Source organism: Pseudomonas ceruminis (assembly GCF_021602025.1).
Taxonomy (GTDB): domain Bacteria; phylum Pseudomonadota; class Gammaproteobacteria; order Pseudomonadales; family Pseudomonadaceae; genus Aquipseudomonas; species Aquipseudomonas ceruminis.
In genome coordinates this window covers 40,039-65,385 of sequence record NZ_BQHW01000005.1, presented here as the reverse complement: position 1 = coordinate 65,385, position 25,347 = coordinate 40,039, and the positions used below count along the sequence as shown (strand labels likewise).

Annotated in this window: 28 protein-coding genes; 17 read left to right on the top strand and 11 right to left on the bottom strand. The window is 63.1% G+C overall.

All coding sequences use genetic code 11. From position 1 onward, the window contains the following. Position 1 precedes the first annotated feature (1 nt). Positions 2-217, bottom strand: coding sequence for a 50S ribosomal protein L31 (rpmE, locus tag L6D80_RS07885; protein WP_003257833.1), 216 nt, complete (start codon positions 215-217; stop codon positions 2-4). A gap of 166 nt (positions 218-383) precedes the next feature. Here rpmE and L6D80_RS07880 point away from each other — a divergent pair, with 166 nt between their 5' ends. From L6D80_RS07880 to L6D80_RS07870, 3 genes are all read left to right on the top strand, one after another. Further along, positions 384-2,603 carry a primosomal protein N' gene (locus L6D80_RS07880; protein WP_176512602.1) on the top strand — a complete coding sequence of 740 codons (2,220 nt, stop codon included), beginning with the start codon at positions 384-386 and terminating at the stop codon, positions 2,601-2,603. Between the two features lie 161 nt (positions 2,604-2,764). Further along, complete coding sequence (gene argS, locus L6D80_RS07875; RefSeq protein WP_054901866.1) at positions 2,765-4,501, top strand: arginine--tRNA ligase; 1,737 nt, start codon at positions 2,765-2,767, stop codon at positions 4,499-4,501. Position 4,502: 1 nt separating this feature from the next. Next, positions 4,503-5,216, top strand: a complete 714-nt coding sequence (locus L6D80_RS07870; protein WP_176512603.1) for an SPOR domain-containing protein — start codon at positions 4,503-4,505, stop codon at positions 5,214-5,216. 44 nt (positions 5,217-5,260) lie between these two features. Here L6D80_RS07870 and L6D80_RS07865 read toward each other — a convergent pair whose 3' ends face one another. After that, complete coding sequence (locus L6D80_RS07865) at positions 5,261-5,680, bottom strand: NINE protein (protein WP_054901868.1); 420 nt, start codon at positions 5,678-5,680, stop codon at positions 5,261-5,263. 164 nt (positions 5,681-5,844) lie between these two features. Between L6D80_RS07865 and L6D80_RS07860 the strand changes: the two genes are divergently transcribed. Beyond that, the gene (locus tag L6D80_RS07860) at positions 5,845-6,474 is read left to right on the top strand and encodes a C40 family peptidase (RefSeq protein ID WP_054901869.1); all 630 of its coding nucleotides are present in this window, start codon (positions 5,845-5,847) and stop codon (positions 6,472-6,474) included. A gap of 48 nt (positions 6,475-6,522) precedes the next feature. Here L6D80_RS07860 and L6D80_RS07855 read toward each other — a convergent pair whose 3' ends face one another. Then, positions 6,523-7,521 (bottom strand): type IV pilus twitching motility protein PilT, encoded by a 999-nt coding sequence (locus L6D80_RS07855; RefSeq protein WP_182387195.1) that lies wholly within the window; start codon positions 7,519-7,521, stop codon positions 6,523-6,525. A gap of 65 nt (positions 7,522-7,586) precedes the next feature. Here L6D80_RS07855 and L6D80_RS07850 point away from each other — a divergent pair, with 65 nt between their 5' ends. The 9 genes from L6D80_RS07850 to L6D80_RS07810 all read left to right on the top strand — a co-directional run bounded on the left by L6D80_RS07850 (position 7,587) and on the right by L6D80_RS07810 (position 14,156). Further along, positions 7,587-8,273, top strand: a complete 687-nt coding sequence (locus tag L6D80_RS07850; RefSeq protein ID WP_054901871.1) for a YggS family pyridoxal phosphate-dependent enzyme — start codon at positions 7,587-7,589, stop codon at positions 8,271-8,273. Positions 8,274-8,311: 38 nt separating this feature from the next. Then, positions 8,312-9,130 (top strand): pyrroline-5-carboxylate reductase, encoded by an 819-nt coding sequence (gene proC, locus L6D80_RS07845; RefSeq protein ID WP_176514982.1) that lies wholly within the window; start codon positions 8,312-8,314, stop codon positions 9,128-9,130. 10 nt (positions 9,131-9,140) lie between these two features. After that, the gene (locus L6D80_RS07840) at positions 9,141-9,731 is read left to right on the top strand and encodes a YggT family protein (protein WP_054901873.1); all 591 of its coding nucleotides are present in this window, start codon (positions 9,141-9,143) and stop codon (positions 9,729-9,731) included. Between the two features lie 87 nt (positions 9,732-9,818). Further along, positions 9,819-10,958: a homoserine O-succinyltransferase MetX gene (gene metX / locus L6D80_RS07835; RefSeq protein ID WP_054901874.1), complete on the top strand. Its 1,140-nt coding sequence runs from the start codon at positions 9,819-9,821 to the stop codon at positions 10,956-10,958. Positions 10,959-10,965: 7 nt separating this feature from the next. Continuing rightward, positions 10,966-11,586 carry a methionine biosynthesis protein MetW gene (gene metW, locus L6D80_RS07830; protein WP_008092977.1) on the top strand — a complete coding sequence of 207 codons (621 nt, stop codon included), beginning with the start codon at positions 10,966-10,968 and terminating at the stop codon, positions 11,584-11,586. A 22-nt stretch (positions 11,587-11,608) separates the two neighbouring features. Continuing rightward, the gene (locus L6D80_RS07825; protein WP_054901875.1) at positions 11,609-12,043 is read left to right on the top strand and encodes a DUF4426 domain-containing protein; all 435 of its coding nucleotides are present in this window, start codon (positions 11,609-11,611) and stop codon (positions 12,041-12,043) included. Beyond that, entirely contained in the window at positions 12,040-12,636 is a 597-nt protein-coding gene (gene rdgB / locus L6D80_RS07820) for an RdgB/HAM1 family non-canonical purine NTP pyrophosphatase (protein ID WP_054901876.1), read from the top strand. Before L6D80_RS07825 ends, rdgB begins: the two co-directional genes overlap by 4 nt. Next, on the top strand, positions 12,633-13,820 hold the full coding sequence (gene hemW, locus L6D80_RS07815; protein WP_054901877.1) for a radical SAM family heme chaperone HemW: 1,188 nt from the start codon (positions 12,633-12,635) through the stop codon (positions 13,818-13,820). Before rdgB ends, hemW begins: the two co-directional genes overlap by 4 nt. Positions 13,821-13,829: 9 nt before the next feature. Then, positions 13,830-14,156: a DUF3392 family protein gene (locus L6D80_RS07810; RefSeq protein WP_054901878.1), complete on the top strand. Its 327-nt coding sequence runs from the start codon at positions 13,830-13,832 to the stop codon at positions 14,154-14,156. A gap of 145 nt (positions 14,157-14,301) precedes the next feature. On the opposite strand, the gene trmB is transcribed toward L6D80_RS07810, so the two are convergent. The 4 genes from trmB to L6D80_RS07790 form a co-directional block, all read right to left on the bottom strand. Continuing rightward, entirely contained in the window at positions 14,302-15,024 is a 723-nt protein-coding gene (trmB, locus tag L6D80_RS07805; protein WP_176514979.1) for a tRNA (guanosine(46)-N7)-methyltransferase TrmB, read from the bottom strand. A 9-nt stretch (positions 15,025-15,033) separates the two neighbouring features. Next, positions 15,034-15,828 (bottom strand): thiazole synthase, encoded by a 795-nt coding sequence (locus L6D80_RS07800; RefSeq protein WP_013974625.1) that lies wholly within the window; start codon positions 15,826-15,828, stop codon positions 15,034-15,036. 54 nt (positions 15,829-15,882) lie between these two features. Continuing rightward, positions 15,883-16,083 (bottom strand): sulfur carrier protein ThiS, encoded by a 201-nt coding sequence (gene thiS / locus L6D80_RS07795; RefSeq protein WP_054901943.1) that lies wholly within the window; start codon positions 16,081-16,083, stop codon positions 15,883-15,885. 103 nt (positions 16,084-16,186) lie between these two features. Then, positions 16,187-16,558 (bottom strand): DUF423 domain-containing protein, encoded by a 372-nt coding sequence (locus tag L6D80_RS07790; protein ID WP_054901880.1) that lies wholly within the window; start codon positions 16,556-16,558, stop codon positions 16,187-16,189. A 64-nt stretch (positions 16,559-16,622) separates the two neighbouring features. Here L6D80_RS07790 and mtgA point away from each other — a divergent pair, with 64 nt between their 5' ends. Next, complete coding sequence (gene mtgA / locus L6D80_RS07785; RefSeq protein ID WP_054901944.1) at positions 16,623-17,333, top strand: monofunctional biosynthetic peptidoglycan transglycosylase; 711 nt, start codon at positions 16,623-16,625, stop codon at positions 17,331-17,333. A 116-nt stretch (positions 17,334-17,449) separates the two neighbouring features. Here mtgA and rpoH read toward each other — a convergent pair whose 3' ends face one another. The 4 genes from rpoH to ftsY form a co-directional block, all read right to left on the bottom strand. After that, positions 17,450-18,304 (bottom strand): RNA polymerase sigma factor RpoH, encoded by an 855-nt coding sequence (rpoH, locus tag L6D80_RS07780; protein WP_054901881.1) that lies wholly within the window; start codon positions 18,302-18,304, stop codon positions 17,450-17,452. Positions 18,305-18,415: 111 nt separating this feature from the next. Then, positions 18,416-19,444 (bottom strand): permease-like cell division protein FtsX, encoded by a 1,029-nt coding sequence (gene ftsX / locus L6D80_RS07775; protein ID WP_054901882.1) that lies wholly within the window; start codon positions 19,442-19,444, stop codon positions 18,416-18,418. Then, positions 19,441-20,112, bottom strand: coding sequence for a cell division ATP-binding protein FtsE (ftsE, locus tag L6D80_RS07770; protein ID WP_012312300.1), 672 nt, complete (start codon positions 20,110-20,112; stop codon positions 19,441-19,443). The genes ftsX and ftsE overlap by 4 nt, the downstream gene beginning before the upstream one ends. Further along, positions 20,109-21,632 (bottom strand): signal recognition particle-docking protein FtsY, encoded by a 1,524-nt coding sequence (gene ftsY / locus L6D80_RS07765; protein ID WP_176514977.1) that lies wholly within the window; start codon positions 21,630-21,632, stop codon positions 20,109-20,111. The genes ftsE and ftsY overlap by 4 nt, the downstream gene beginning before the upstream one ends. A gap of 232 nt (positions 21,633-21,864) precedes the next feature. Between ftsY and L6D80_RS07760 the strand changes: the two genes are divergently transcribed. From L6D80_RS07760 to rsmD, 3 genes are read left to right on the top strand one after another with little or no spacing between them, the layout of a single operon-like run. Next, complete coding sequence (locus L6D80_RS07760) at positions 21,865-23,220, top strand: M16 family metallopeptidase (RefSeq protein ID WP_054901884.1); 1,356 nt, start codon at positions 21,865-21,867, stop codon at positions 23,218-23,220. Next, complete coding sequence (locus L6D80_RS07755) at positions 23,213-24,697, top strand: M16 family metallopeptidase (RefSeq protein ID WP_176514975.1); 1,485 nt, start codon at positions 23,213-23,215, stop codon at positions 24,695-24,697. Before L6D80_RS07760 ends, L6D80_RS07755 begins: the two co-directional genes overlap by 8 nt. Beyond that, the gene (gene rsmD / locus L6D80_RS07750) at positions 24,697-25,299 is read left to right on the top strand and encodes a 16S rRNA (guanine(966)-N(2))-methyltransferase RsmD (RefSeq protein ID WP_054901886.1); all 603 of its coding nucleotides are present in this window, start codon (positions 24,697-24,699) and stop codon (positions 25,297-25,299) included. The genes L6D80_RS07755 and rsmD overlap by 1 nt, the downstream gene beginning before the upstream one ends. Positions 25,300-25,347: the final 48 nt, after the last annotated feature.

Here is a 25,347-nt window from a genome sequence, read left to right as displayed (position 1 = left end):
ATTACTTCTTGGTACCGAACATACCGAAGCGATCGGCGAACTTCTGTACGCGACCACCGGTGTCCAGAACTTTCTGCTTACCGGTGTAGAACGGGTGGCACAGGTTGCAAACGTCGATCGCCAGGGTGCTGCCCAGAGTCGAACGGGTTTCGAATTTGTTGCCGCAGCTGCAGGTGACTGCAACTACTTCGTAGTTCGGATGAATATCTGCTTTCATGGTCACTTCCTCGAGCTGCGTGCCGCCACCCAACACCAATTGTTGAATACCGCACGTAATTAGGCGGGGAATAATACCAGAGCGCCGCGTCGACGCAAGTTGTCGCTTGTACCGACCGTCGTCTGCTAGGCTCGCCAGTCTTGAAACGCCCTGCGAGACCTTCCGCGTGTCCGACGTCATCCTGCGCCTTGCCCTGCCCTCTCCCCTGCGTCGCCTGTTCGACTACCGGGCACCGGCGAGCATGGCGCGCCAGGCGCTTACCCCAGGCATGCGGATTCGCGTGCCCTTTGGCCGTCGCGAGATGATCGGCGTACTGGTCGAGGTGTGCGACCACAGCGAGGTCCCCGCCGACAAGCTCAAGCCTGCCAGTTCCCTGCTCGACCCCGTATCACCGGTGCCGGCGTCGCTGTTCAAGCTGTGCCTGTGGACCGCCCAGTACTACCAGCACAGCCTGGGCGATACCCTGAGCTGGGCCTTGCCGACGCTGCTGCGCCAGGGTGAACCGGCCGAGATGCGCCAGGAGCGCTTCTGGCATGTGGCCCCAGGTGCGCGCCTCGAAGACCCCCGGATCGCCCGCGCCCCGCGCCAGCGCGATGCCCTGAAGACCCTGGCCCAGCACCCGCACGGGGTGGCGCACAGCCTGCTGGGCAAGCTGAACCTGAACAAGGACAGCCTGGACCTGCTGTTGGCCAAGGAACTGGTCCAGCTCGAGGTCCGCCGCCATCTGCCAGCGCAACGTCATGAGCACTGGCTGGCCCAACCGGAGCTGCCGCTCAACGAGGAACAGCGTGAAGCGTTCGACGCCGTGCGCGAAGGTTTTGACGGCTTCAATGCTTTCCTCCTGGCAGGGGTTACCGGCAGCGGTAAGACCGAGGTTTACCTGCAACTTATCCGCGAAACCCTGGAAGCCGGCAAACAGGCGCTGGTCCTGATCCCGGAGATCAACCTCGGCCCACAGACCCTGGCGCGCTTCGAGCAGCGTTTCAACGCCCGCATCGCCTTGCTGCATTCGGCGGTAAATGATCGCGAGCGCCTCGATGCCTGGCTGGCGGCGCGTGATGGCGAAGCCGACATCATCATCGGCACACGTTCGGCGCTGTTCACACCGATGAAGAACCCCGGCCTGATCATCATCGACGAGGAGCATGACGGCTCCTATAAACAGCAGGAAGGCTTGCGCTACCACGCCCGCGACCTGGCGCTGGTGCGCGCCCACCAGGAAAACATTCCGATCCTGCTTGGCTCGGCCACCCCATCGCTGGAAACCCTGCACAATGCACTGACCGGCCGCTACCGCCTGCTGCGCATGGACCAGCGCGCCGGTGGTGCGCGCCCGCCACGCATGCTGCGCCTGGATGTGAAAAGCCTGCCGCTGGACAGCGGCATCAGCGGCCCCTTGCAGCAAGCCATTCGTCAGACCCTGGAAGCCGGCCAGCAAGTGTTGGTGTTCCTCAACCGCCGCGGCTTCGCTCCGACGCTGTTGTGCCATGACTGTGGCTGGCTCAGCGAATGCCCGCGCTGCGATGCGCGCATGACCGTGCACCAGCGCTCTGGGGTGTTGCGCTGCCACCACTGCGGCTATGACGAACGCCTGCCGCACCAGTGCCCGACGTGCAGCCACGTCGACCTTCGCCCGGTGGGCGCAGGTACCGAGCGCGCCGAGGAGCGGCTCAAGGTGCTGTTCCCTGACTACCCGATCCTGCGGGTGGACCGCGACAGCACGGCGCGCAAGGACGCCATGCACAACCTGTTCAGCACCATCCAGCGTGGCCAGCCGAGCATTCTGGTCGGCACCCAGATGCTGGCCAAGGGGCACCACTTCCCGCGGGTTACCCTGGTTGCCATCCTTGATGCCGATGGCGGGCTGTTCTCCGGCGATTTCCGTGCCACCGAGCGCATGGCCCAGCTTATCGTGCAGGTGGCCGGGCGTGCCGGTCGCGCAGAAGAGCCCGGCAAGGTAATCATCCAGACCCATCTGGCTGACCACCCCCTGCTGGTGCAGTTGACTGAACAAGGCTACTTCGCGTTTGCCGAGCAGGCCCTGGAAGCGCGTCACGCTGCCGGTCTGCCCCCGTACTCGCACCTCGCACTGTTGCGCGCCGAAGCGCACAAGCCGGGCCAAGCCGAAGGCTTCCTCGACGAAGCTTGCAACGCGGCAGAACGCCTGGTGACTGAACAACACCTGCCTGGCATTGAACTGTTGGGCCCGGTGCCCGCTCCCATGGAGCGCAAAGCCGGGCGTTTCCGTGCCCAGTTGTTGATCCAGGCCAACACTCGTGCGCCACTGCATCGACTGATCAGTGCCTGGTTGCTAGTGTTGGAGCACATGCCGAGTGGGCGCCAGGTGCGCTGGTCGCTGGATGTGGACCCGGTGGACCTGTACTGAGCCTTAAGCTGCAGACAATAGCAGGCTGCATGCCACCAGCCTGCCGCTTGACGCTTACCGCTTCAAAGGTTGGCAACCCGGCCCCGGCAACGGATAATGCCCAGTTTTTCCACCTGCGCATCCAGGCGCTCCACCGCGCTTGCGGTCGAAAAGAGATCCCCATGAAAGACACCATTCGCCAGCTGATCCAGCAAGCCCTCACCCAACTCGTCACCGACGGTGTGCTGCCTGAAGGGCTGTCGCCGGCGATTCAGGTGGAAAACGCCCGGGACAAGACCCATGGCGACTTCGCCAGCAACATCGCCATGATGCTGGCCAAGCCGGCCGGCATGAAGCCGCGCGAGCTGGCCGAAAAACTGATCGACGCCCTGCCGGCCAGCGCCGACATCAGCAAGGTCGAGATCGCCGGCCCTGGCTTCCTCAACTTCTTCCAGAACACCGATGCCCTGGCCAACCGCCTGGACGCCGCCCTGGCCGACGCCCGCCTGGGTGCGCGCAAGGCTGGCCCGGCCCAGAAGGTGGTGATCGACATGTCGGCACCGAACCTGGCCAAGGAGATGCACGTCGGCCACCTGCGCTCGACCATCATCGGTGACAGCGTGGCCCGCGTGCTGGAGTTCCTCGGCGACCAGGTCATCCGTCAAAACCACGTCGGCGACTGGGGCACCCAGTTCGGCATGCTGCTGGCCTACCTGGAAGAGAATCCCATCACCAGCGACCAGCTGTCGGACCTGGAGAACTTCTACCGCGCCGCCAAGAAGCGCTTCGACGAGTCTGAAGCGTTCGCCACCCGCGCCCGCGGGCTGGTGGTCAAGCTGCAGGCTGGCGACCCTGAATGCATGGCACTGTGGACGCGCTTCAAAGACATCTCGCTGTCCCACTGCCAGAAGACCTACGAGTTGCTCAACGTCAAGCTGACCATGGCCGACGTGATGGGCGAAAGCGCCTACAACGCCGACCTGGCCAACGTGGTTGCCGACCTCAAGGCCAAGGGCCTGCTGGTCGAAGACCAGGGCGCCCAGTGCGTGTTCCTTGATGAATTCAAGAACAGCGAAGGCGAGCCGCTGCCAGTGATCGTGCAGAAGGCTGACGGCGGTTACCTGTACGCCACTACCGACCTGGCAGCCGTGCGCTACCGCAGCAACGTGCTCAAGGCCGACCGCGCCCTGTACTTCGTCGACCAGCGCCAGGCGCTGCACTTCAACCAGGTGTTCGAAGTTGCGCGTCGCGCCGGTTTCGTCGGCCACCCGATGCAGATGGAGCACATGGGCTTCGGCACCATGAACGGCGCCGATGGCCGCCCGTTCAAGACCCGCGATGGCGGCACGGTCAAGCTGATCGACCTGCTCACTGAAGCCAAAGACCGTGCCTACGCGCTGGTCAAGGAAAAGAACCCGAGCCTGGCCGAGGAAGAACTGCGACACATCGGCGAAGTGGTGGGTATCGGCGCAGTGAAATACGCCGACCTGTCCAAGCACCGCACCAGCGACTACAGCTTCAACTTCGAACTGATGCTCAACTTCGAGGGTAATACTGCGCCCTACCTGCTGTACGCCTATACCCGTGTGGCGGGTGTGTTCCGCAAGTTGGGCAAAGGCTTCAACGAGGTGGACGGTAAGATCGAGCTGCACGCCGCCCATGAGCAGGACCTGGCCGCACGCCTGGCGCAATTCGGCGAAATCCTCAACAACGTGGCTGAAAAGGGTACGCCCCACGTGCTGTGCAGCTACCTGTACGACCTCGCCGGTCTGTTCTCCAGCTTCTACGAAAACTGCCCGATCCTCGCAGCCGAAACCCCGCAGCAGCAGCAAAGCCGCCTGCGCCTGGCCGCCCTGACCGGTCGCACCCTGAAACAAGGCTTGGAGCTGCTCGGCCTGGAAACCCTGGAGCGCATGTAAGTTGGCTGCCAAGAAAAAACCCGCACCCAAGCGCGGCGCCAGCCGCACCCAGGCGCCGGCCAAACAGCCGATACCCGGCTGGGTTTGGCTGGCGGTCGGTCTCACCGTCGGCGCCTTCATCGTCTTCCTGATGAAGCTCGAGCCCGGTGGCGGCGACATCAAACGCGCCAAGCCCGAGCCACAAAAGTCGGAGAAGGTCGTCGAGTCCAGCAAGTCCACGCCTGCCAGCGCCCAGCAGCAACAGCAGCAGCAGCCCGTGAAGCCGAAGTACGACTTCTACACCTTGCTGCCCGAGTCGGAAGTGATCGTGCCGCCAGAAGCGGTGCCAGAAAAAACGCCGCCCGTGCCCGCACAACCGGTGCCCCCGGTTACGCCTGCTGAAGCAGCGAAGATCGATACTGCTCGGGCTCAGGCTGCCCTGCTGGGGCAAACGCCACCGCCAGCACCTCCGGTGATCAAGCCGGCGGCAACCACCCTGTTCTTCCTGCAGGCCGGCTCGTTCCGCAAGGAGGCCGACGCCGATAAAGTGCGAGCGCAGATCATTCTGCTCGGACAGGCGGTGAAGGTGGAGTCGGGCACCGTCAAGGATGAGACCTGGTACCGCGTGCTGGTCGGTCCATTCAGCAACCGCGAACAACTGACCGTGGCGCAGAAGCAGTTGGCAGGGGCAGGTTTCAGTAATCTGTTGCTGCAACAGCGCCAGACGCGCCAGTGACGAAGAAGGCCTTGCCGCTCAGCGCGACAAGGCCTTTTTTCTGCCTAGCGGCGTTCGGTGTTGGCCTGGGAAATCTGGCCATTCAACGTCCAGAAGTCATACAGCACACCGACCAGGAACAGCCCGCCGGTAAAGAAGTAGATGATGGCGGTGATCCATTTGCCCTGGTACAGGCGATGCGCGCCAAAAATGCCCAGGAATGTCAGCAGGAGCCAGGCAATGTTGTAGTCGATGCGCCCAGACTGGAAGCGCATGTCGGCCTCCCGATCCATGGACGGAATCAGGAACAGGTCGATCAGCCAGCCTATGCCCAGCAGGCCCAGGGTGAAGAACCAGATCGTCCCAGTGATCGGCTTGCCGTAATAAAAACGGTGCGAACCGGTAAAGCCGAAAATCCACAGCAGGTAGCCAATGACCTTGCTATGGGTGTCGTGATACGGCGCCCCCTGTTGATAACTGTTCATTCATAGCCCCCGAGGGTTATCTGAAAATTTTCTAAGAAAAAATGTGACTTTTCCGTCACAGCCCGACGTACGGCACCATGACAATCGACCAACGGCCCAGAAACTGATCAAAAAGCTGTTATAAAGTTGCGCGCCTACACACAACATTCATAAGAGCTTCATCTATGCCGCCTTTATTCAAGACATGGCTGACCCTCTGCCTATTATTGCCCCTGGCCGCTCATGCCACCAACCGTGAGCAACGTCTTCCCAGCGGTTTCACCGGCTATACCAGCAACGCCACGGTGAAACATGCCCCGGTCAAACAGACCACGTTGCGCGCCCGCCCGGGCTCTTCCGCCAAGGCCCATAACCTGCCGGCCGTGGCGGCGATGTCGCCCAAGCAGAGCAGCGACGTCCTTAGCCGCGCCGTCAACGTGCTCGGTACGCCCTACGTTTGGGGCGGTAGCAGCCCTAAAAAAGGCTTCGATTGCAGCGGGCTGGTCAAATACGCCTTCAACGATGTGGCTGACGTCGATTTGCCGCGCACCTCCAATGCCATGGCCCAGGGCCACGGCGTGAAGGTGGCCAAGGGTGACCTCAAGCCAGGCGACCTGATCTTCTTCAACATTAAAAGCCGCCGGGTCAACCATGTTGCCATCTACCTGGGCAACGACCGCTTCATCCATGCACCGCGGCGCGGCAAGCGAGTGAGCATCGACAACCTGAGCAAGCCCTACTGGCAGCAGCACTATGTGGTCGCCAAGCGGGTGCTGCCGAAGGATCAACAGCAATTGGCGCTGGCCAAGCGCTGACAATTCGGGCCTCTTCGCGTCACTCGGCGCAAGAGGCCCTGATCGCCCTTAGCACGGGCTGATCAACCCTTTATCCCTCAACCCCCGCAGCGCCCCCTCCATTGTCCGCATCCCCTCTGCGGCCCCCGCCTGCATCACCGAGCACAGTTGCGCCATCCGCCCTTCGCGAATCAGGTTGCGCACCGCAGGCGTGGCCATGAGCACCTCCCTGGCAGCCACACGGCCGCCGCCCACACGCTTTACCAACACCTGAGCCACCACCATGCGCAGTGATTCGGCCAACATTGCCCGCACCAATGGCTTCTCCTCAGCAGCGAACACCTCTACCAGCCGGTCGACGCTGCTCGCCGCCGAGCGTGTATGCACTGTCGCCAGCACCAGGTGCCCCGTCTCCGCCGCCCGTAATGCCAGGCGAATGGTTTCAAGATCACGCAGCTCGCCAATCATGATCACGTCCGGGTCCTGGCGCAGCGCGCTGCGTAAGCCGTGAGCGAAGTCACGGCAGTGCCGACCGACCTCACGCTGGTTGACCAGGCTGCGCTGGCTGCTGTGGATAACTTCCACTGGGTCCTCCAGTGTGACGATATGCAAGGACCGCTCGCGGTTGATCTGGTCGATCAGGGTTGCCAGCGTGCTGGATTTACCGCTGCCAGTGGGCCCTCCGACCAGAATCAGACCATCCGTGCACTGCGCAACAGCTCGAAACACTTCTTCAAGGTTCAGTTCCTCGAGGGTCGCGATTCGCTTTGGAATGAGGCGAAAGGTCGCCGCCGGCCCCTTCAGTTGACGAAACAGGTTCAGACGAAAGCGGCCGATCGACGGTAACGCCAGCGCAAGATCCTGCTCGTCACCCTGCGCCCACTGCTGGCGCTGGTCGTCATCGAGCCAGGGCGCCAGGCTATCGGTCAGTGCCGCCGGCAGTACGCAAGGCAGGTTCATGCGGTGCAGCTCGCCATCCAGGCGCAACATCGGTATTTCGCCCGCAGCCAGGTGCAGGTCACTGGCCCCTGCCTCCGCAGCCCGGGCCAGCAGGTCGGTCACGTCCATGAGACTCCCCAAAGGCCATCAAGCAGGTAGAATGCCGCAGACTCCTGAGCCGACGGCATCGATCCATGTCCACCATAGCAGACAACCTTTCCGCCCTCGCCACCCGTATCGATAGCGCAGCCCGGGCCGCTGGGCGTGAGCCGGCCAGCGTCCACCTGCTGGCGGTGAGCAAGACCAAACCGGCCAGCGCGATACGCGAGATCCATGCCGCAGGTGTGCGCGATGTCGGCGAAAACTACCTTCAGGAGGCCTTGGCCAAACAGGTCGAACTGCGCGACCTGCCCTTGATCTGGCACTTCATCGGCCCCATTCAGTCGAACAAGACCAAAGCCATCGCCGAGCATTTCGACTGGGTACATTCCGTGGACCGCCTGAAAATTGCCCAACGCCTGTCAGAACAGCGGCCCAGTGCCCTGCCGCCGCTGAACATCTGCCTGCAGGTAAATGTCAGCGGCGAACAGAGCAAATCTGGCTGCGCCCCGGCAGACCTGCCGGCACTGGCCAACGCCGTGGCCGCGTTGCCCAACCTGCGCCTGCGCGGGCTGATGGCGATCCCCGAACCCAGCGAAGACCGTGCTACCCAAGAGGCTGCCTTCGCCAGCCTGCGTCAGTTGCAGGAAGGCCTGGGGCTCGGCCTGGACACGCTGTCCATGGGCATGAGCCATGACCTTGAAGCCGCAATCGCACAAGGCGCGACCTGGGTGCGTATCGGCACCGCCCTGTTCGGCGTGCGCAATTACGGGCCTGTCTGATTCCATGCTTTACTCACTCTTTCCCTCAAGGACCTGACATGAGCAAGACACGTATTGCTTTCATCGGCGCCGGCAACATGGCCGCCAGCCTGATCGGCGGCCTGCGCGCCCAGGGCCTGGACGCCGCACAGATCCGCGCCAGCGACCCGGGCGCCGAGACCCGCGCCCGCGTCCAGGCCGAGCACGGCATCGAGGTTTTCGATGACAACGCCCAGGCCATCGCCGATGCCGACGTCATCGTCCTGGCGGTCAAGCCGCAGGTGATGAAGACCGTGTGCCAGACCCTGCAGCCCACCCTGCAGAAGGGCCAACTGATCGTCTCCATCGCCGCCGGCATCACCTGCGCCAGCCTGCAGGCCTGGGTCGGCGCCCGCCCGGTGGTGCGCTGCATGCCCAATACTCCGGCGCTGCTGCGCCAGGGTGTCAGTGGCTTGTACGCCACGGCAGAAGTGTCTGCCGAGCAACGCCAGCAGGCCGAGCAGCTGCTGTCGGCCGTGGGCACCGCCCTGTGGCTGGAGCAGGAACAACAACTCGATGCCGTCACTGCCGTGTCTGGCAGCGGCCCGGCCTATTTCTTCCTGCTGATCGAAGCCATGACCGCGGCGGGGGAAAAACTTGGCCTGCCGCGTGAAACCGCCTCCCAGCTGACTTTGCAGACTGCTCTGGGCGCCGCACGCATGGCCGTGGCCAGTGACGTCGACGCCGCCGAACTGCGCCGCCGCGTCACCTCTCCGGCGGGCACCACGGAAGCGGCGATCAAATCGTTCCAGAGCAACGGTTTCGAGGCCATCGTCGAGCAGGCGCTGGAGGCTGCGTCAAAGCGTTCCGCCGAGCTGGCCGAGCAATTGGGCAAATAAGGAGTCATTGATGAATGCACTGTCCGGCGCCGCGATCTTCGTGGTGCAAACCCTGGTCAGCCTGTACCTGGTGATCGTCCTGCTGCGCTTCGTGTTGCAGCTGGTCAAGGCCAACTTCTACAACCCGCTGTGCCAGTTCGCGGTACGCGCCACCCAACCACTGCTCAAGCCGATTCGTCGCATCATCCCCAGCGTTGGCGGCCTGGATACCTCGTCGTTGCTGCTGTCGGTGGTCATCCAGGCGTTGCTGATGGGCTTCGTACTGATGGTTACCTACGGCACCTTCGGTGATGTCCTGCACCTGCTGATGTGGGCGATCATCGGTATCACCTCGCTGTTCCTCAAGATCTTCTGGGTCGCGATGATCGTCATGGTGATCGTGTCCTGGGTCGCGCCCAACAGCCACAACCCGGCTGCCGAGCTGGCCTACCAGATCAGCGAGCCGGTGCTGGCACCGTTCCGCCGCATCGTGCCTAACCTGGGCGGCATGGACATCTCGCCGATCTTTGCCTTCCTGGCCATTCAGGTTATCCAGTCGTTCGTCATGCCCCCGCTGGCCGCCTACGCTGGCATGCCACAGGAACTGTGGCGGATGATCTGACCCGGTTGCTCCTGGCGGTAAGCCTTCGCTTGCCGCTGGGGGTAGCGCTCTTTAGACTTACGCCTCCGTCAAGCGTGAGCAGGGTCGATGTCCACTGTCCTTCCCGAAGATTCCGTCGGTCTGGTTACACCGCAAATAGCCCGGTTCGATGAACCGCTGGCGCTGGCCTGTGGCCGCTCCCTGGCCAGCTACGAGCTGGTTTACGAAACCTATGGCACCCTGAATGCCAGCGCGAGCAATGCCGTGCTGATCTGCCATGCACTGTCTGGCCATCACCACGCCGCTGGTTACCATGCCGCCACTGACCGCAAGCCGGGCTGGTGGGACAGCTGCATCGGTCCTGGTAAACCCATCGACACCAACCGCTTCTTCGTGGTCAGCCTGAACAACCTCGGCGGCTGCAACGGCAGTACCGGCCCAAGCAGCGTCAACCCGGTAACTGGCAAGCCCTATGGCGCCGACTTCCCGGTGCTGACCGTGGAAGACTGGGTACATAGCCAGGTGCGTCTGGCCGATCGCCTCGGCATCCAGCAGTGGGCTGCAGTCGTCGGCGGCAGCCTGGGCGGTATGCAGGCGCTGCAGTGGACCATCACCTACCCCGACCGCGTGCGCCATTGCGTCGATATCGCCTCTGCACCCAAGCTGTCGGCGCAAAACATCGCCTTCAACGAAGTGGCGCGCCAGGCCATCCTCACCGACCCCGAATTCCACGGCGGCTCGTTCCAGGACCAGGGCGTGATCCCCAAGCGCGGCCTGATGCTGGCGCGCATGGTCGGGCACATCACCTACCTGTCGGATGACTCCATGGGTGAAAAATTCGGCCGCGAGCTCAAGAGCGACAAGCTCAACTACGACTTTCACAGCGTCGAATTCCAGGTCGAGAGTTACCTGCGCTATCAGGGCGAGGAGTTTTCTGGCCGTTTCGACGCCAATACCTACCTGCTGATGACCAAGGCGCTGGACTACTTCGACCCGGCGGCGGCCAATGACGGTGACCTTGCCGCGACCCTGGCCCATGTCACGGCGGACTATTGCATCATGTCGTTCACCACCGACTGGCGATTCTCGCCGGCGCGCTCACGCGAGATCGTCGATGCCCTGATGGCAGCACGCAAGAACGTCTGCTACCTGGAGATCGACTCGCCCTACGGGCACGATGCCTTCCTGATCCCCACGCCTCGCTACATGCAGGGTTTCTCGAACTACATGAACCGCATCGCCATCTGAGGACAGCATGAGAGCCGACCTGGAAATCATCCACGACTGGATTCCCGCCGGTAGCCGGGTACTCGACCTGGGCTGCGGCAGCGGCGAGCTGCTGGCGTCGCTGCGCGATCGCAAGCAGGTCACCGGCTATGGCCTGGAGATCGACGCCGACAACATCGCCGCCTGCGTGGCCAAAGGCGTCAACGTCATCGAGCAGGACCTCGACAAGGGCCTGGGCAACTTTGCCAGCAACAGTTTCGACGTAGTGATCATGACCCAGGCCCTGCAGGCCGTGGAGTATCCCGATCGCATCCTCGATGAGATGCTGCGGGTGGGCCGCCAGTGCATCATCACCTTCCCCAACTTCGGCCACTGGCGTTGCCGCTGGTACCTGGCGACCAAAGGCCGCATGCCGGTATCGGACTTCATGCCATATACCTGGTACAACACCCCGAACATCCACTTCTGCACCTTCGCTGACTTCGAAGAGCTGTGCCACGAGCGCCATGCCAAGGTCCTGGACCGTCTGGCGGTCGACCACCTGCACCGTAACGGGTGGGGCGGGCGGCTATGGCCTAATCTTCTAGGTGAAATCGGCATTTATCGCGTCAGCAGCCCTGGCCTGCAGGAGCACCAGCTCGCGGTCTGAGGCCCACCGGAGGAATCGCACCATGCGTCGCCTAGCCCTGTTCCTGATCAGCCTGTGCCTGGCCTTGCCGGTACTGGCTGCCGATGCCGCCAAACCCGAGCGCAAGGAAGTCTTCGGCGACGTGACGGTGCATTACAGCGCCTTCACCTCAAGCATGTTGCAGCCGGATGTCGCAGCGGCCACCGGGCTCACCCGCAGCAAGAACCAGGGCGTGCTCAACATTGCCGTGATCAAGGCAGGCAAGCCGGCCCCGGCGGTGGTCAGCGGTACGGTGCAGGACCTGACCGGCCGCAGCAACCCGCTGTCGTTCAAACAGATTACCGATCAGGGCGCGGTGTACTACATCGCCCAGTTCAAAATCGAACAGCCCGAGACCCTGACGTTCGACCTGAATGTCGAAACCGGCGGGGTCAGCCATAAACTCAGCTTCAATCAGGAAGTGTTCCCAGGCGAATGATGAATTTCCAGCAACTCGTATTGGCCAGCCACAACGCCGGCAAACTCAAGGAACTCCAGGCCATGCTCGGCCAGGCGGTGCAACTGCGCTCGATCGGTGAGTTCAGCCAGGTAGAGCCGGAAGAGACCGGCCTGTCGTTCGTCGAAAATGCCATCCTCAAGGCGCGTAATGCGGCACGCATCTCTGGCCTGCCGGCCCTGGCCGACGATTCGGGCCTGGCGGTGGATTTCCTCGGTGGTGCGCCGGGCATCTACTCAGCGCGCTATGCCGATGGCAAGGGCGATGCAGCGAACAACGCCAAGTTGCTCGAAGCGCTCAAGGATGTGCCGCAGGAGCAGCGCGGCGCTCAGTTCGTCTGTGTCCTGGCACTGGTGCGCCATGCCGATGACCCGCTGCCGATCCTCTGTGAAGGCCTCTGGCACGGGCGCATCATGTTTACCGCCAGTGGCGAGCATGGTTTCGGCTACGATCCGCTGTTCTGGGTGCCCGAGCGCAATTGCTCCAGCGCAGACCTCGCCCCGGCCGACAAGAACCAGCTCAGCCACCGCGCCCGCGCCATGGCCCTGCTGCGCCAACGTCTGGGCCTGGCATGATCGAGACGCTGTCCACCCAGCCGCGCCAGCCTGGCGTGGCGGGTTTCGCCACGCTGCCACCCTTGGCCTTGTACATCCACATCCCGTGGTGCGTGCGCAAGTGCCCTTACTGCGACTTCAATTCCCACGCCGCTGGCCCCGAGCTGCCCGAAGAGGCCTATGTCGATGCCCTGCTGACGGACCTGGATCAGGAACTGGCTGCCGTGCAAGGTCGGCCGATTTCCTCGATCTTCTTTGGCGGCGGTACCCCAAGCCTGTTCAGCGCCAATGCCCTAGGACGCTTGCTGCGCGGTGTGGAACAACGCATCCCATTCGCGCCGGACATCGAAATTACCCTGGAGGCCAACCCAGGGACCTTCGAGCAAGAGAAGTTCAAGGCCTACCGGCAGACGGGAATCAACCGCCTGTCCATCGGCGTGCAAAGTTTCCAGCCGGCCAAACTCGAAGCGCTGGGCCGCATCCACAACGGCGATGAGGCGATCCGCGCCGCCAGCATGGCGCGCGCGGCAGGCTTCGACAACTTCAACATGGACCTGATGCACGGCCTGCCCGACCAGTCGCTGGACGACGCACTGGGCGACCTGCGTCAGGCCATCGACCTGGGGCCGACCCACCTGTCCTGGTACCAGTTGACCGTGGAACCCAACACGGTGTTCTGGAACCAGCCACCGGAGCTGCCCGAGGACGATATTCTCTGGGACATCCAGGAAGCCGGCCAGGCCCTGATGGCCACGAACGGCTTCAAGCAGTACGAGGTTTCGGCCTATGCCCAGCCGGGCCGCGCCGCCAGGCACAACCTGAACTATTGGCGCTTCGGCGACTTCATCGGCATCGGTGCCGGCGCCCATGGCAAGCTGACCTTTGCCGACGGCCGCATCTTGCGCACGTGGAAAACCCGCCTGCCCAAGGACTACCTTAACCTGGCCAAACCGTTCAAGGCGGGCGAAAAGCTGCTGCCGGTAGACGAGTTGCCGTTCGAATTCCTGATGAATGCGCTGCGCCTGACCGATGGCGTGGAAGCCGAGCTGTTCAGCCAACGCACGGGACTGCCGCTGGCGCAACTGGCCGAGGCGCGCCGGGCAGCCGAACAAAAGGGCCTTTTGCAGGTCGAACCGGATCGATTGGTGGCAACGCCACGCGGCCAGTTGTTCCTCAATGACCTGCTGCAGTATTTCTTGACCTAAGGATGACCCATGGATCTGGTACTTGATCTGCTGGCGACGGTTTCCCGCTGGAGCCGTAGCAACCTGTCTGAGATTTCCCTGGCCCTTGTAGGCTGCCTGCTGGTGTTGTTCGGCACCGATATCAAAGCCTGGGTAGAGCAACGCCTGGGCGGCCTGGCGGGTGCCCTGCGCGTTCCGTTCATGGCGGCGCTGGTGATGATCGGCAGTGGTGCGGCGCTGATCTATGCCACGCCGTGGGTGGTGAAGGGGCTGAGCCAGTTCAACAACTATGCGTTGGCGCCGGTGCTGTTGGTGGTGCTGGTGTTGATTGGCGTGGTGGCTGATCGCCGAGGATAACTACCGATTCAGCATCGGGCATAGCCTGTGAGGGCAGGTTTATCCGCTTTCAGCGTGCCGCTGCAGTGCAAAAAAACCGCCTCTCTCAAGGCGGTTTTTTCGTCTGCTTTTGTGCAAGTGCGGCGCGAAAGGCTCATGCAGCCAATCAGACCACCTTCTCGAACTTCAAATCCCACACCCCATGCCCCAAGCGCTCACCACGGCGCTCGAACTTGGTGATCGGCCGCTCTGGCGGGCGCGGCACATAGGCGCCATCCGCCGCCTGGTTACGGTAACCCGGCGCAGCGCTCATCACTTCCAGCATGTACTCGGCATACGGCTCCCAGTCGGTCGCCATATGGAACACGCCGCCCGGCTTGAGCTTGCGGCGTACCAGCTCGGCAAACTCCAGCTGGACGATACGGCGCTTGTGGTGGCGTGCCTTGTGCCACGGGTCGGGGAAGAACAGCATCAAACGGTCGAGGCTGTTATCAGCCACGCAGCGATTGAGCACTTCGATGGCGTCGCAATCGTACACCCGCAGGTTCTTCAGGCCCTGGGTCAGCACGCCGTTGAGCAACGCGCCTACCCCCGGACGGTGCACTTCGACACCGATGAAGTCCTGCTCAGGCGCGGCAGCGGCCATTTCCAGCAGGGAATGGCCCATGCCAAAACCGATCTCCAGGGTGCGGGGCGCCGAACGGCCGAATACCTGGTCGTAATCCACCGGGGCGTCAGCCAATGGCAGGATGTACAACGGGCCGCCCTGGTCCAGGCCGCGCTGCTGGCCTTCGGTCATGCGCCCGGCGCGCATCACGAAACTTTTGATGCGACGGTGTGGGCGCGCTTCGCCGTCGGGGGTGATCGGCGTATCTTGCGATTCAGTCATCAGGAGCTCTTACTTGATCAGACCATCCAGCGGCGAAGAGGCGCTGGCATAGAGTTTCTTCGGCATGCGCCCGGCGAGGTAGGCCATGCGCCCGGCGACAATAGCGTGCTTCATGGCTTCGGCCATCAGCACCGGCTGCTGGGCATGGGCGATGGCCGAGTTCATCAGCACGGCTTCACAGCCCATTTCCATGGCGATGGTGGCGTCGGAAGCAGTGCCCACACCGGCATCGACCAGCACCGGCACCTTGGATTCTTCCAGGATGATCTGCAGGTTATAGGGGTTGCAGATGCCCAGGCCGGTACCGATCAGGCCAGCCAGGGGCATGACCGCGATGCAGCCGGCTTCGGCCAGCTGGCGGGCGATGATCGGATCGTCGCTGGTGTAGACCATCACGTCGAAACCGTCCTTGACCAGCACTTCGGCGGCCTTGAGCGTTTCGATCACGTTGGGGAACAAGGTTTTCTGGTCTGCCAGCACTTCCAGCTTGACCAGGTTATGACCATCGAGCAGCTCACGGGCCAGGCGGCAGGTACGCACGGCTTCGACCGCGTCGTAGCAACCGGCGGTGTTCGGCAGAATGGTGTAACGGTCCGGCGGCAGCACGTCGAGCAGGTTCGGCTCGCCCGGGTTCTGGCCGATGTTGGTGCGGCGCACGGCAACGGTGACGATTTCGGCACCCGAGGCCTCGATGGCCAGGCGGGTTTCTTCCATGTCACGGTACTTGCCGGTGCCGACCAGCAGGCGCGACTGGAAAGTGCGTCCGGCCAGGGTAAAAGGCTTGTCGCTACGAACGTTGCTCATCGTGGTTCCTCTGGAAAAGGTTGCTGGACTTGCAGGTGAATCGCCGGGCCGGAATCAGCCGCCACCGATGGCGTGGACCACTTCGACCTGGTCGCCGTCATTCAGCAGTGTGCTGTCGTGCTGGCTGCGTGGCACGATATCCAGGTTGAGTTCCACTGCCACCCGGCGCCCGGTCAGCTCCAGGCGGCTCAGCAGGGCTGCGACGCTTTCGCCAGCGGGCAATTCGTAGGGTTCACCGTTCAGTTGAATGCGCATGCGCACGGCCACCGTTGTGCTTTGGGGGCCCGCATTCTAGCGCCGATCAGCACTTCAACCCAAGGGCGATGGAGGCCATTAGTCGTGATTGTGGACCACTTGGTCAGCCCAGCCGCCAGGCTGCCATGCCCAGGCACAGCCAACCGGCAAGCAGGCACAGGCCACCGATGGGCGTGATGATGCCCAGCTTGCCCAGCCCGCTCAGGGTCAGCAGGTACAGGCTACCGGAGAACAGGACGATACCCAGTGCGAACAGACCGCCGGCCCAGCCGACCAGACGCCCCGGCAAGTGCGCCGCAAGCAAGGCAACGCCGAACAGTGCCAGGGCGTGGACCAACTGGTAGGTCACACCGGTATGAAAGATTGCCAGGTAGTCGGCTGTCAGGCGGTTCTTCAACCCATGTGCGGCAAATGCACCCAGGGCGACACCGGTAAAGCCGAAAAAGGCGGCGAGCATCAGGAAGCTGCGAAGCATGGGAGGACTCCTTGTATCGGGTCTGTATAATGGCCCGTTCCAACGGTCCGGCCAAGCCATCGCCATGCTGTCATCCCTTATCCGTCGACTCGCCCGCGCCCTGCTCTGGTTCGCTGCCGGGAGCATCGTGCTGGTACTGGTGTTTCGCTGGGTGCCACCCCCCGGGACTGCGTTGATGGCCGAGCGCAAGGTGCAGTCATGGATCAGTGGCGAGCCGATCGAGCTGCAGCGCGACTGGGAACCGTGGGAGAACATCTCCGACGAGCTCAAGGTTGCGGTGATTGCCGGAGAAGACCAGAAGTTCGCCTATCACTGGGGTTTCGATATCCCGGCCATCCAGGCAGCGCTCGCGTCCAATGAGCGGGGCGGTAGCATTCGGGGTGCCAGCACGCTGACCCAGCAAGTGGCCAAGAACTTGTTCCTTTGGTCCGGCCGCAGCTGGTTCCGCAAGGGTCTCGAGGCCTGGTTCACAGCACTGATCGAGCTCTTCTGGTCGAAAGAGCGCATCCTTGAGGTCTACCTGAACAGTGCCGAATGGGGCAAAGGGGTGTTTGGCGCCCAGGCGGCGGCGCGCTATCACTTTGGTATTGATGCCCGCCAGCTGAGCCGCCAGCAAGCAGCGCAATTGGCCGCGGTGCTGCCCAGCCCGATCAAGTGGAATGCCAGCCAGCCCAGTGCTTACGTGGCCAGCAGGGCAAGCTGGATTCGCCGGCAGATGAGCCAGCTGGGGGGCCCTGCTTACCTCATGCAACTGAAGACTACGCCCAGGCTGTGAGCCAACGCTCGCTGCCGTGGCGTTATCGCCGGTAAGCCGATAGAAATTGAAACGCCGAAAATGAAAAGCCGCCGTCCCTCTTGGGCCAGCGGCTTTCTTGTGGAGCCAGAAGTAGATCAGGCTGCAATCAGCGCCTTCACCTTGTTCATCGCGTTTTTTTCCAGCTGGCGAATACGCTCCGCCGAAACGCTGTACTTGTCCGCCAGCTCGTGCAAGGTCGCTTTCTCTTCGGCGAGCCAACGTTGGTAGAGGATGTCACGGCTACGCTCATCCAGGCCCTGCAGTGCTTCATGCAGGTTACTGGTGGAGTTGTCGCTCCAGTCCGCATCTTCAAGCTGCACAGCCGGATCGTAGCGATGGTCTTCCAGGTAATGCGCAGGCGACTGGAAGGCGCTGTCATCGTCAGCTTCTGCAGCTGGGTCGAAGGCCATGTCCTGGCCACTCAGACGGCTTTCCATTTCGCGCACTTCACGCGGCTCTACGCCGAGGCTTTCGGCTACCCGGTGCACTTCATCGTTGTTCAGCCACGCCAGGCGCTTCTTCTGGCTGCGCAGGTTGAAGAACAGCTTGCGCTGAGCCTTGGTGGTGGCGACCTTGACGATGCGCCAGTTGCGCAGGATGAATTCGTGAATTTCCGCCTTGATCCAGTGCACGGCGAAGGACACCAGGCGCACGCCCATTTCAGGGTTGAAGCGCTTGACTGCCTTCATCAGGCCGACGTTGCCTTCCTGGATCAGGTCGGCCTGGGCCAACCCGTAGCCTGCGTAGCTACGGGCGATATGTACGACGAAACGCAGGTGGGCCATCACCATTTGCCGAGCGGCCTCAAGATCCTGCTCATAATAGAGACGCTCGGCCAGATCACGCTCCTGCTCGACAGACAGCAGCGGGATGCTGTTGACCGTGTGCACGTAGGCTTCCAGGTTTGCACCGGGTACCAGGGCATAGGCAGGTTGCAACGATGTGGTCATTCAAGAACCTCCGACTTACCAGACTCGCGCCTTGTGGGCACTGCCAACATAGACCTGGAACCAAGGTACAAGTTCCAAAGATGAAAAATTGTCAATGCTGGCACAGAAAAACTATCGAGGCGCCAGCTCGTTCAAGTGGCGGGCGACTGCGATCCATGCACCGATATACCCCAACAGCACCGCTCCGATCAAGAGCGACAGACCATCGGACGCCGGCACACCCCCCAGGGCGAAGTCACTGCCATACAACCCGGACAGCCCTACCACGGCCTCGTTCAGCCAGTTCAGGCCAAAGGCCAGGATCGCCCAGGCCAACAGGCCTGCGCCCAGGCCGTACAAGGCGCCCATGTACAGGAAAGGCCTGCGCACATAGCTGTCGGTGCCGCCAACCAGCTTGATCACTTCGATCTCGATACGGCGGTTTTCAATGTGTAGACGAATTGTGTTACCGATTACTAACAGCAGGGCAGAAATCAGCATGACCGCCAGGCCAAAGACGAACCGGTCGCCCAGCTTGAGGATTGCTGCAAGCCGCTCCACCCACACCAGGTCGAGCTGTGCGTTTTCCACCCGCGGCAGCTCGGACAGGCGTTGACGCAAGGCCTCCAGGGCCGGTTTATCCACTTCGTTGGGGGTTACCACCACCACGCCAGGCAACGGGTTATCGGGCAACTCACGCAGGGCTTCACCCAACCCCGACTGCTGCTGGAATTCCTCCAGGGCCTGCTCACGGCTTATGTACTGGGCGTCGGCCACGCCCGGCATGCCCTTGATTTCGTCGCGCAGGGCTTCGCCTGCCTTGCTGCCCGCATCGAGCTTCAGGTACAGCGAGATCTGTGCCGCGCGCTGCCAGGAGCCGCCGAGTTTCTCGACGTTCTTCAACAGCAGGGACAAGCCCATGGGCATGCTCAAGGCCACTGCCATGACCAGGCAGGTGAAAAAACTGCCAATCGGCTGCTTGCCTAGACGGCGCAGGCTGTCGGCCAAGCTCGCCCGGTGGCTTTCCAGCCACGCGTGCAGGAGCGTGCGAAAATCCGGGCCATCATCGTCATGGTCGCCGCGCTTCTTCTTCGCAGGCGACGGGTCGGCGGCTTTCGGGGCGACCCGTTCGGAAACTTTCGGTGTACGTGTAGTGCTCATTGCCCGGCCTCCCCATCGCCGATCAGACGGCCACGCTGCAGGGTCAGCATGCGGTGGCGCATGCGCGCAATCAGTGCCAGGTCATGGCTGGCGATCAACACCGTGGTGCCCAGGCGGTTGATGTCCTCGAACACGCCCATGATCTCCGCTGCCAGGCGCGGGTCGAGGTTACCGGTAGGTTCGTCCGCCAGCAGCAAGGCCGGCTGATGGACGATGGCGCGGGCAATACCGACCCGCTGCTGCTGGCCGGTGGACAGGTCGGCCGGAAACAGCTCGCCCTTGTCTACCAGTGACACGCGCTCCAGCGCCGAATCCACGCGCTTGGTGATCTCGGCCTTGGACAGGCCGAGAATCTGCAAAGGCAACGCGATGTTATTGAACACCGTACGGTCGAACAGCAACTGGTGGTTCTGGAACACCACACCAATCTGCCGACGCAGGAACGGGATCTGCGCATTGCTGATCTGGCCCAGGTCCTGCCCGGCCAGCATCAGTTTGCCGCTGGTCGGGCGCTCCATGGCCAGTAGCAGGCGCAGCAGGGTGCTCTTGCCGGCGCCCGAGTGGCCGGTGACGAACAGGAATTCGCCCCGGCGCGCCCGGAAACTCAGCTCATGCAAGCCGACATGGCCATTGGGATAGCGCTTGGCAACCTGTTCGAATCGGATCATGGGTGGTCTCGCTCGGCGAACAGGGCCTTGACGAACGGCTCGGCTTCAAAGGTGCGCAGATCATCGATGCCTTCACCGACGCCGATGAAGCGGATCGGGATGTTGAACTGCTTGGCCAGGGCAAAGATCACCCCGCCCTTGGCGGTGCCGTCCAGCTTGGTCAGCGCCAGGCCCGTCAGTTCGACGCTCTGGTTGAAATACTTGGCCTGGCTGATGGCGTTCTGACCGGTGCCGGCATCGAGTACCAGCAGCACCTCGTGGGGTGCCTCGGCGTCGAGCTTGCCCATGACCCGACGGACCTTTTTCAGCTCCTCCATCAGGTTGTCCTTGGTATGCAGGCGGCCGGCGGTGTCGGCAATCAGCACATCGGCGCCACGGGCCTTGGCGGCCTGCACGGCATCGAAGATCACCGAAGCGGAGTCGGCCCCCGTGTGCTGGGCAATCACCGGGATCTGGTTGCGCTCGCCCCAGACCTGCAGCTGCTCGACGGCGGCGGCACGGAAGGTGTCGCCGGCCGCCAGCATGACCTTCTTGCCTTCCAGCTGCAGTTTCTTGGCCAGCTTGCCGATGGTGGTGGTCTTGCCAGCACCGTTCACGCCCACCACAAGGATCACGTACGGTTTGTTCTGCGATTCGACTTTCAGCGGCTGCTCGACCGGACGCAGCAGGGCGGCCAGCTCGTCTTGCAGCGACTTGTACAGCGCGTCGGCGTCAGCCAGCTGTTTGCGTGCAACCTTCTGGGTCAGGTTCTGGACGATGGTCGATGTGGCTTCCACGCCGACGTCGGCGGTCAGCAGGCGGGTTTCGATTTCGTCGAGCAGGTCGTCATCGATGGCCTTTTTGCCCAGGAACAGGCTGGCCATGCCTTCGCCGATACTGGCACTGGTCTTCGACAGCCCCTGCTTGAGGCGAGCAAAGAAACCAGGTTTAGCCTGTTCGGAGACGGTTGGGGCGACAGCGACAGGCGCCGGCTCATGCTCGGGCTCATGCTCGGGCTCGGCCGCCGGGCGCTCCGGAATCGCCGGCGGGGCTTTGGGCTCGAGGTCTGGGACCAGGGCCACAGGCTCCTCCGCAACGGGCAGCACCAGGTTGCTGACAGGCGGCTCGACGGCAGCAACTGCAGCAGGGCTTGCGACCCGCGCGACGGCAGGTTCAAGGGCCGGTGCCGGCTCTGGCTCTAGCGCTGGCTCTGGCGCTGGGACCGGCGCAGGTTCAAGAGCCCGTACTGGCTCTGGCGCCGGCGAAGTCTCGTGGACAGGTGCAGGTTCGACAGGTGCAGGCTCAGGAGCAAGCACCGGCTCAGCGACCGCTGCGGGAGCTTCGGCGACCACCGGCTCGACCGGAGCCGCGTCAGACTGCTCGACGGCGGGCTGCGACGCTAGCGGCTCTGCAGCCTGAGCATCAGGGGCTTGTGGCTGTTCGGCGACAGGTTGCTGCGGCTTCTTGCGAAACCAGCTGAACAGGCCTTTTTTCTCGCCAGCCTCGGCCGGCGCTTTTTTGTCGTCGTTGGAACCAAACATGGAAGACGGCTATCTCAGGGTAGCGATGAGCCACCAGCGGCACATCGGGAATTCTCTAAACGCAGAACAGACTATTTTGAATCCGGCTGGTTCATGCGCAATGTTTTGTCTTAATGGGCCTGCGGGCCAGAACGGCGACAGGCATGGTCGCCAGGCAACCGGATCAGTATCCTAGCACCTCCTGGCCCGCCGACGCTAAACCCAGCGGGCCGCCGAACAGGTTAATCACCGTATGAATGCTCTAGCCCGCCGCGCCGCTGGCCTGTTGCTCAGCACGCTCTGCCTGCCGCTCGCAGCCTTTGCTGCCGATGTGCAACCCACCCACGAGTTCATCCTCGACAACGGCCTCAAAGTGGTCGTGCGCGAGGACCACCGCGCGCCCGTGGTTGTTTCGCAGATCTGGTACAAGGTCGGCTCCAGCTACGAGACACCGGGCCAGACCGGCCTGTCTCACGCCCTGGAACACATGATGTTCAAGGGCAGCGCCAAAGTCGGCCCCGGCGAGGCTTCCCGCATCCTGCGCGATCTCGGTGCAGAAGAAAACGCCTTCACCAGCGACGACTACACCGCCTATTACCAGGTGCTTGCCCGCGACCGCCTGCCGGTCGCCTTCGAGCTGGAAGCCGACCGCCTGGCCAGCCTGCGCCTGCCGGCCGACGAGTTCAGCCGCGAGATCGAGGTGATCAAGGAAGAGCGCCGCCTGCGTACCGACGATCAGCCTAGCTCGAAAGCCTTCGAGCTGTTCCGCGCCATGGCCTTCCCGGCCAGCGGCTACCACACACCGACCATCGGTTGGATGGCCGACCTCGAACGCATGAAGGTCGAGGAACTGCGTCACTGGTACGAGTCCTGGTATGCGCCGAACAACGCCACGCTGGTGGTAGTTGGCGATGTCTCCGCCGACGAGGTCAAAGGCCTGGCGCAGAAGTATTTCGGCAGCATCCCCAAACGCGCCGTGCCACCGGCAAAGCTGCCACTGGAGCTCGCCGAACCGGGCCAGCGCCAGCTCACCCTGCACGTACGCACGCAGTTGCCCAGCCTGATCTACGGCTTCAACGTACCCGGCCTGGCTACCGCCAAGGAGCCACGCACCGTACATGCACTGCGATTGATCTCGGCCCTGCTTGATGGGGGTTACAGCGCGCGCCTTCCCGCACGCCTGGAGCGCGGCCAGGAGCTGGTAGCCGGCGCCTCGTCCAGCTACAACGCGTTCACTCGCGGCGACAGCCTGTTCCTCATCTCAGCCACACCCAATGTGCAGAAGAAAAAGACCCTGGCCGACGTCGAGCAAGGCGTCTGGCAACTGCTCGACGAGCTCAAGACCACCCCGCCCAGCGCCGAAGAGCTGGAGCGCGTGCGCGCTCAGGTGATCGCCGGGCTGGTCTACGATCGCGACTCCATCAGCAGCCAGGCCACCACCATCGGCCAGCTGGAAACGGTCGGCCTGTCCTGGAAGCTGATCGACAGCGAGCTGGACGAGCTCAAGCAAGTCACCCCCGAGGACATCCAGAACGCCGCCCGCACCTATTTCACCCGCGAACGCCTGAGCGTTGCCCACGTACTGCCTGAGGAGTCCGCTCATGAGTGATCGCAGCGCCCCACGTTACACCTCGATCGGTACGGGCCTGATCGTGCTGGTGGTGGCAGTGGCCGCCGTGCTGGCGCGCCCGGCTCACGCCGAAGCGACCAACAGCGCCGCCCGCCCGTCCAACACCCTGCAGTCGCTGGCCGAGCTGGACAGCAAGGCACCCAGCCGCCGCCAGTTGAACATCCAGAACTGGACCACCGCTGAAGGCGCACGGGTCCTGTTCGTCGAAGCACGCGAGCTGCCGATGTTCGACCTGCGCGTGACCTTCGCTGCCGGCAGCAGCCAGGACGGCAACACGCCAGGCCTGGCCACCCTGACCAATGCCATGCTCAATGAGGGCGTGGCCGGCAAAGACGTGACGGCCATCGCTGAAGGCTTCGAAGGGCTGGGCGCTGACTTTGGCAATGGGTCCTACCGTGACATGGCCGTGGCCTCGCTGCGCAGCCTGAGCGCGAAAGACAAACGCGAGCCAGCACTGAAGCTGTTCGCCGAGGTCGCCGGCAAGCCAACCTTCCCGGAGGATGCGCTCAAACGCATCAAGAACCAGCTGCTGGCCGGTTTCGAATACGAGAAGCAGAACCCCGGGAAGATCGCTGGCAAGGCGCTGTTCGCCAAGCTCTATGGTGAGCACCCCTACGGCCACCCAAGTGATGGTACTGCCGAAAGCATCCCGGGTATCACCCTGGACCAGCTACGCACCTTCCACGCCAAGGCCTATGCCGCCGGCAACGCGGTGATCGCCCTGGTTGGCGACCTGAGCCGCGCCGAAGCCGAGGCCGTCGCAGCCCAGGTCTCCGCCGCCCTGCCCAAGGGCCCGGCCTTGGCCACGCCCGCCCAACCGGCGGAGCCCAAGCCAGGCAGCACGCACATTGACTTCCCATCCAAGCAGACCCACCTGATGCTGGCCGAGCTCGGCATCGACCGCCAGGACCCAGACTGGCCGGCGTTGTCGCTGGGTAACCAGATTCTCGGAGGCGGCGCCTTTGGCACCCGCCTGATGAGTGAAGTGCGAGAAAAACGCGGCCTTACCTACGGCGTCTACTCGGTCTTCAGCCCCATGCAGGTGCGCGGCCCGTTCATGATCAACCTGCAGACCCGCGCCGAACTCAGCGAAGGCACCCTCAAGCTGGTCCAGGACATCCTCGCCGACTACCTGAAAAACGGCCCAACCCAGCAAGAGCTGGACGATGCCAAGCGCGAACTGGCTGGCAGCTTCCCGCTGGCCAACGCCAGTAACGCGAGCATCGTCGGCCAACTGGGTGCCATCGGCTTCTATAACCTGCCATTGACCTGGCTTGAAGACTTCATGCAGCAGTCCCAGGCGCTGACGGTGGAACACGTCAAGGCAGCGATGAACAAGCACCTGGCAGCCGATAAACTGGTGATTGTCACCGCCGGCCCGAGCGTGCCGCAAAAGCCGCTGCCAGCCCCTACAAACAAACCCTCCGAGCAACCGCTCGGGGTACCGGAGCACTAATGCCTAGAGCCACCCCTAACGCCCGCGCACCACAGGGCCAGAGCAAGGGCCAGGGCCACCTGCGCATCATCGCTGGCCAATGGCGTAGCCGCCGCCTGGCGGTCCCTGAGGGCGAGGGCCTGCGCCCTACCCCGGACCGTGTGCGCGAAACCCTGTTCAACTGGCTTGCCCCCTACATCGAGGGTGCTCGGGTGCTGGATGCCTTCACCGGCAGCGGCGCCCTGGTGCTCGAAGCGCTGTCCCGCGGTGCCGAGGACGCCGTGGCGCTGGACAGCAACCCGGCAGCGATCAGCAACCTGAAGAACAACCTGGAGATCCTGCGTTGCCCACGCGGGCAGATCCTGCAGACCGACGCCCTGCGCTACCTGCAAGGCCCGGCCAAGCTGCAGTTCGACGTGGTGTTCCTCGACCCCCCTTTCCACCAGGACCTGCTGGCCGACACCTGCAATCTGCTGGAGCAGAACCAGTGGTTGCGTGAACAAGCCTGGGTCTACACCGAGAGCGAAGCGGCCCCCTCGACCCTGCAGATGCCTGGCAACTGGCGCCTGCACCGTGAGAAGAAGACCGGCCAGGTGCATTACGCGCTCTGGCAACGCGGCTGATCGGGCGCCCCCCTGCCCTAGACTTATGTAACGCAGGTAGCGCCCACG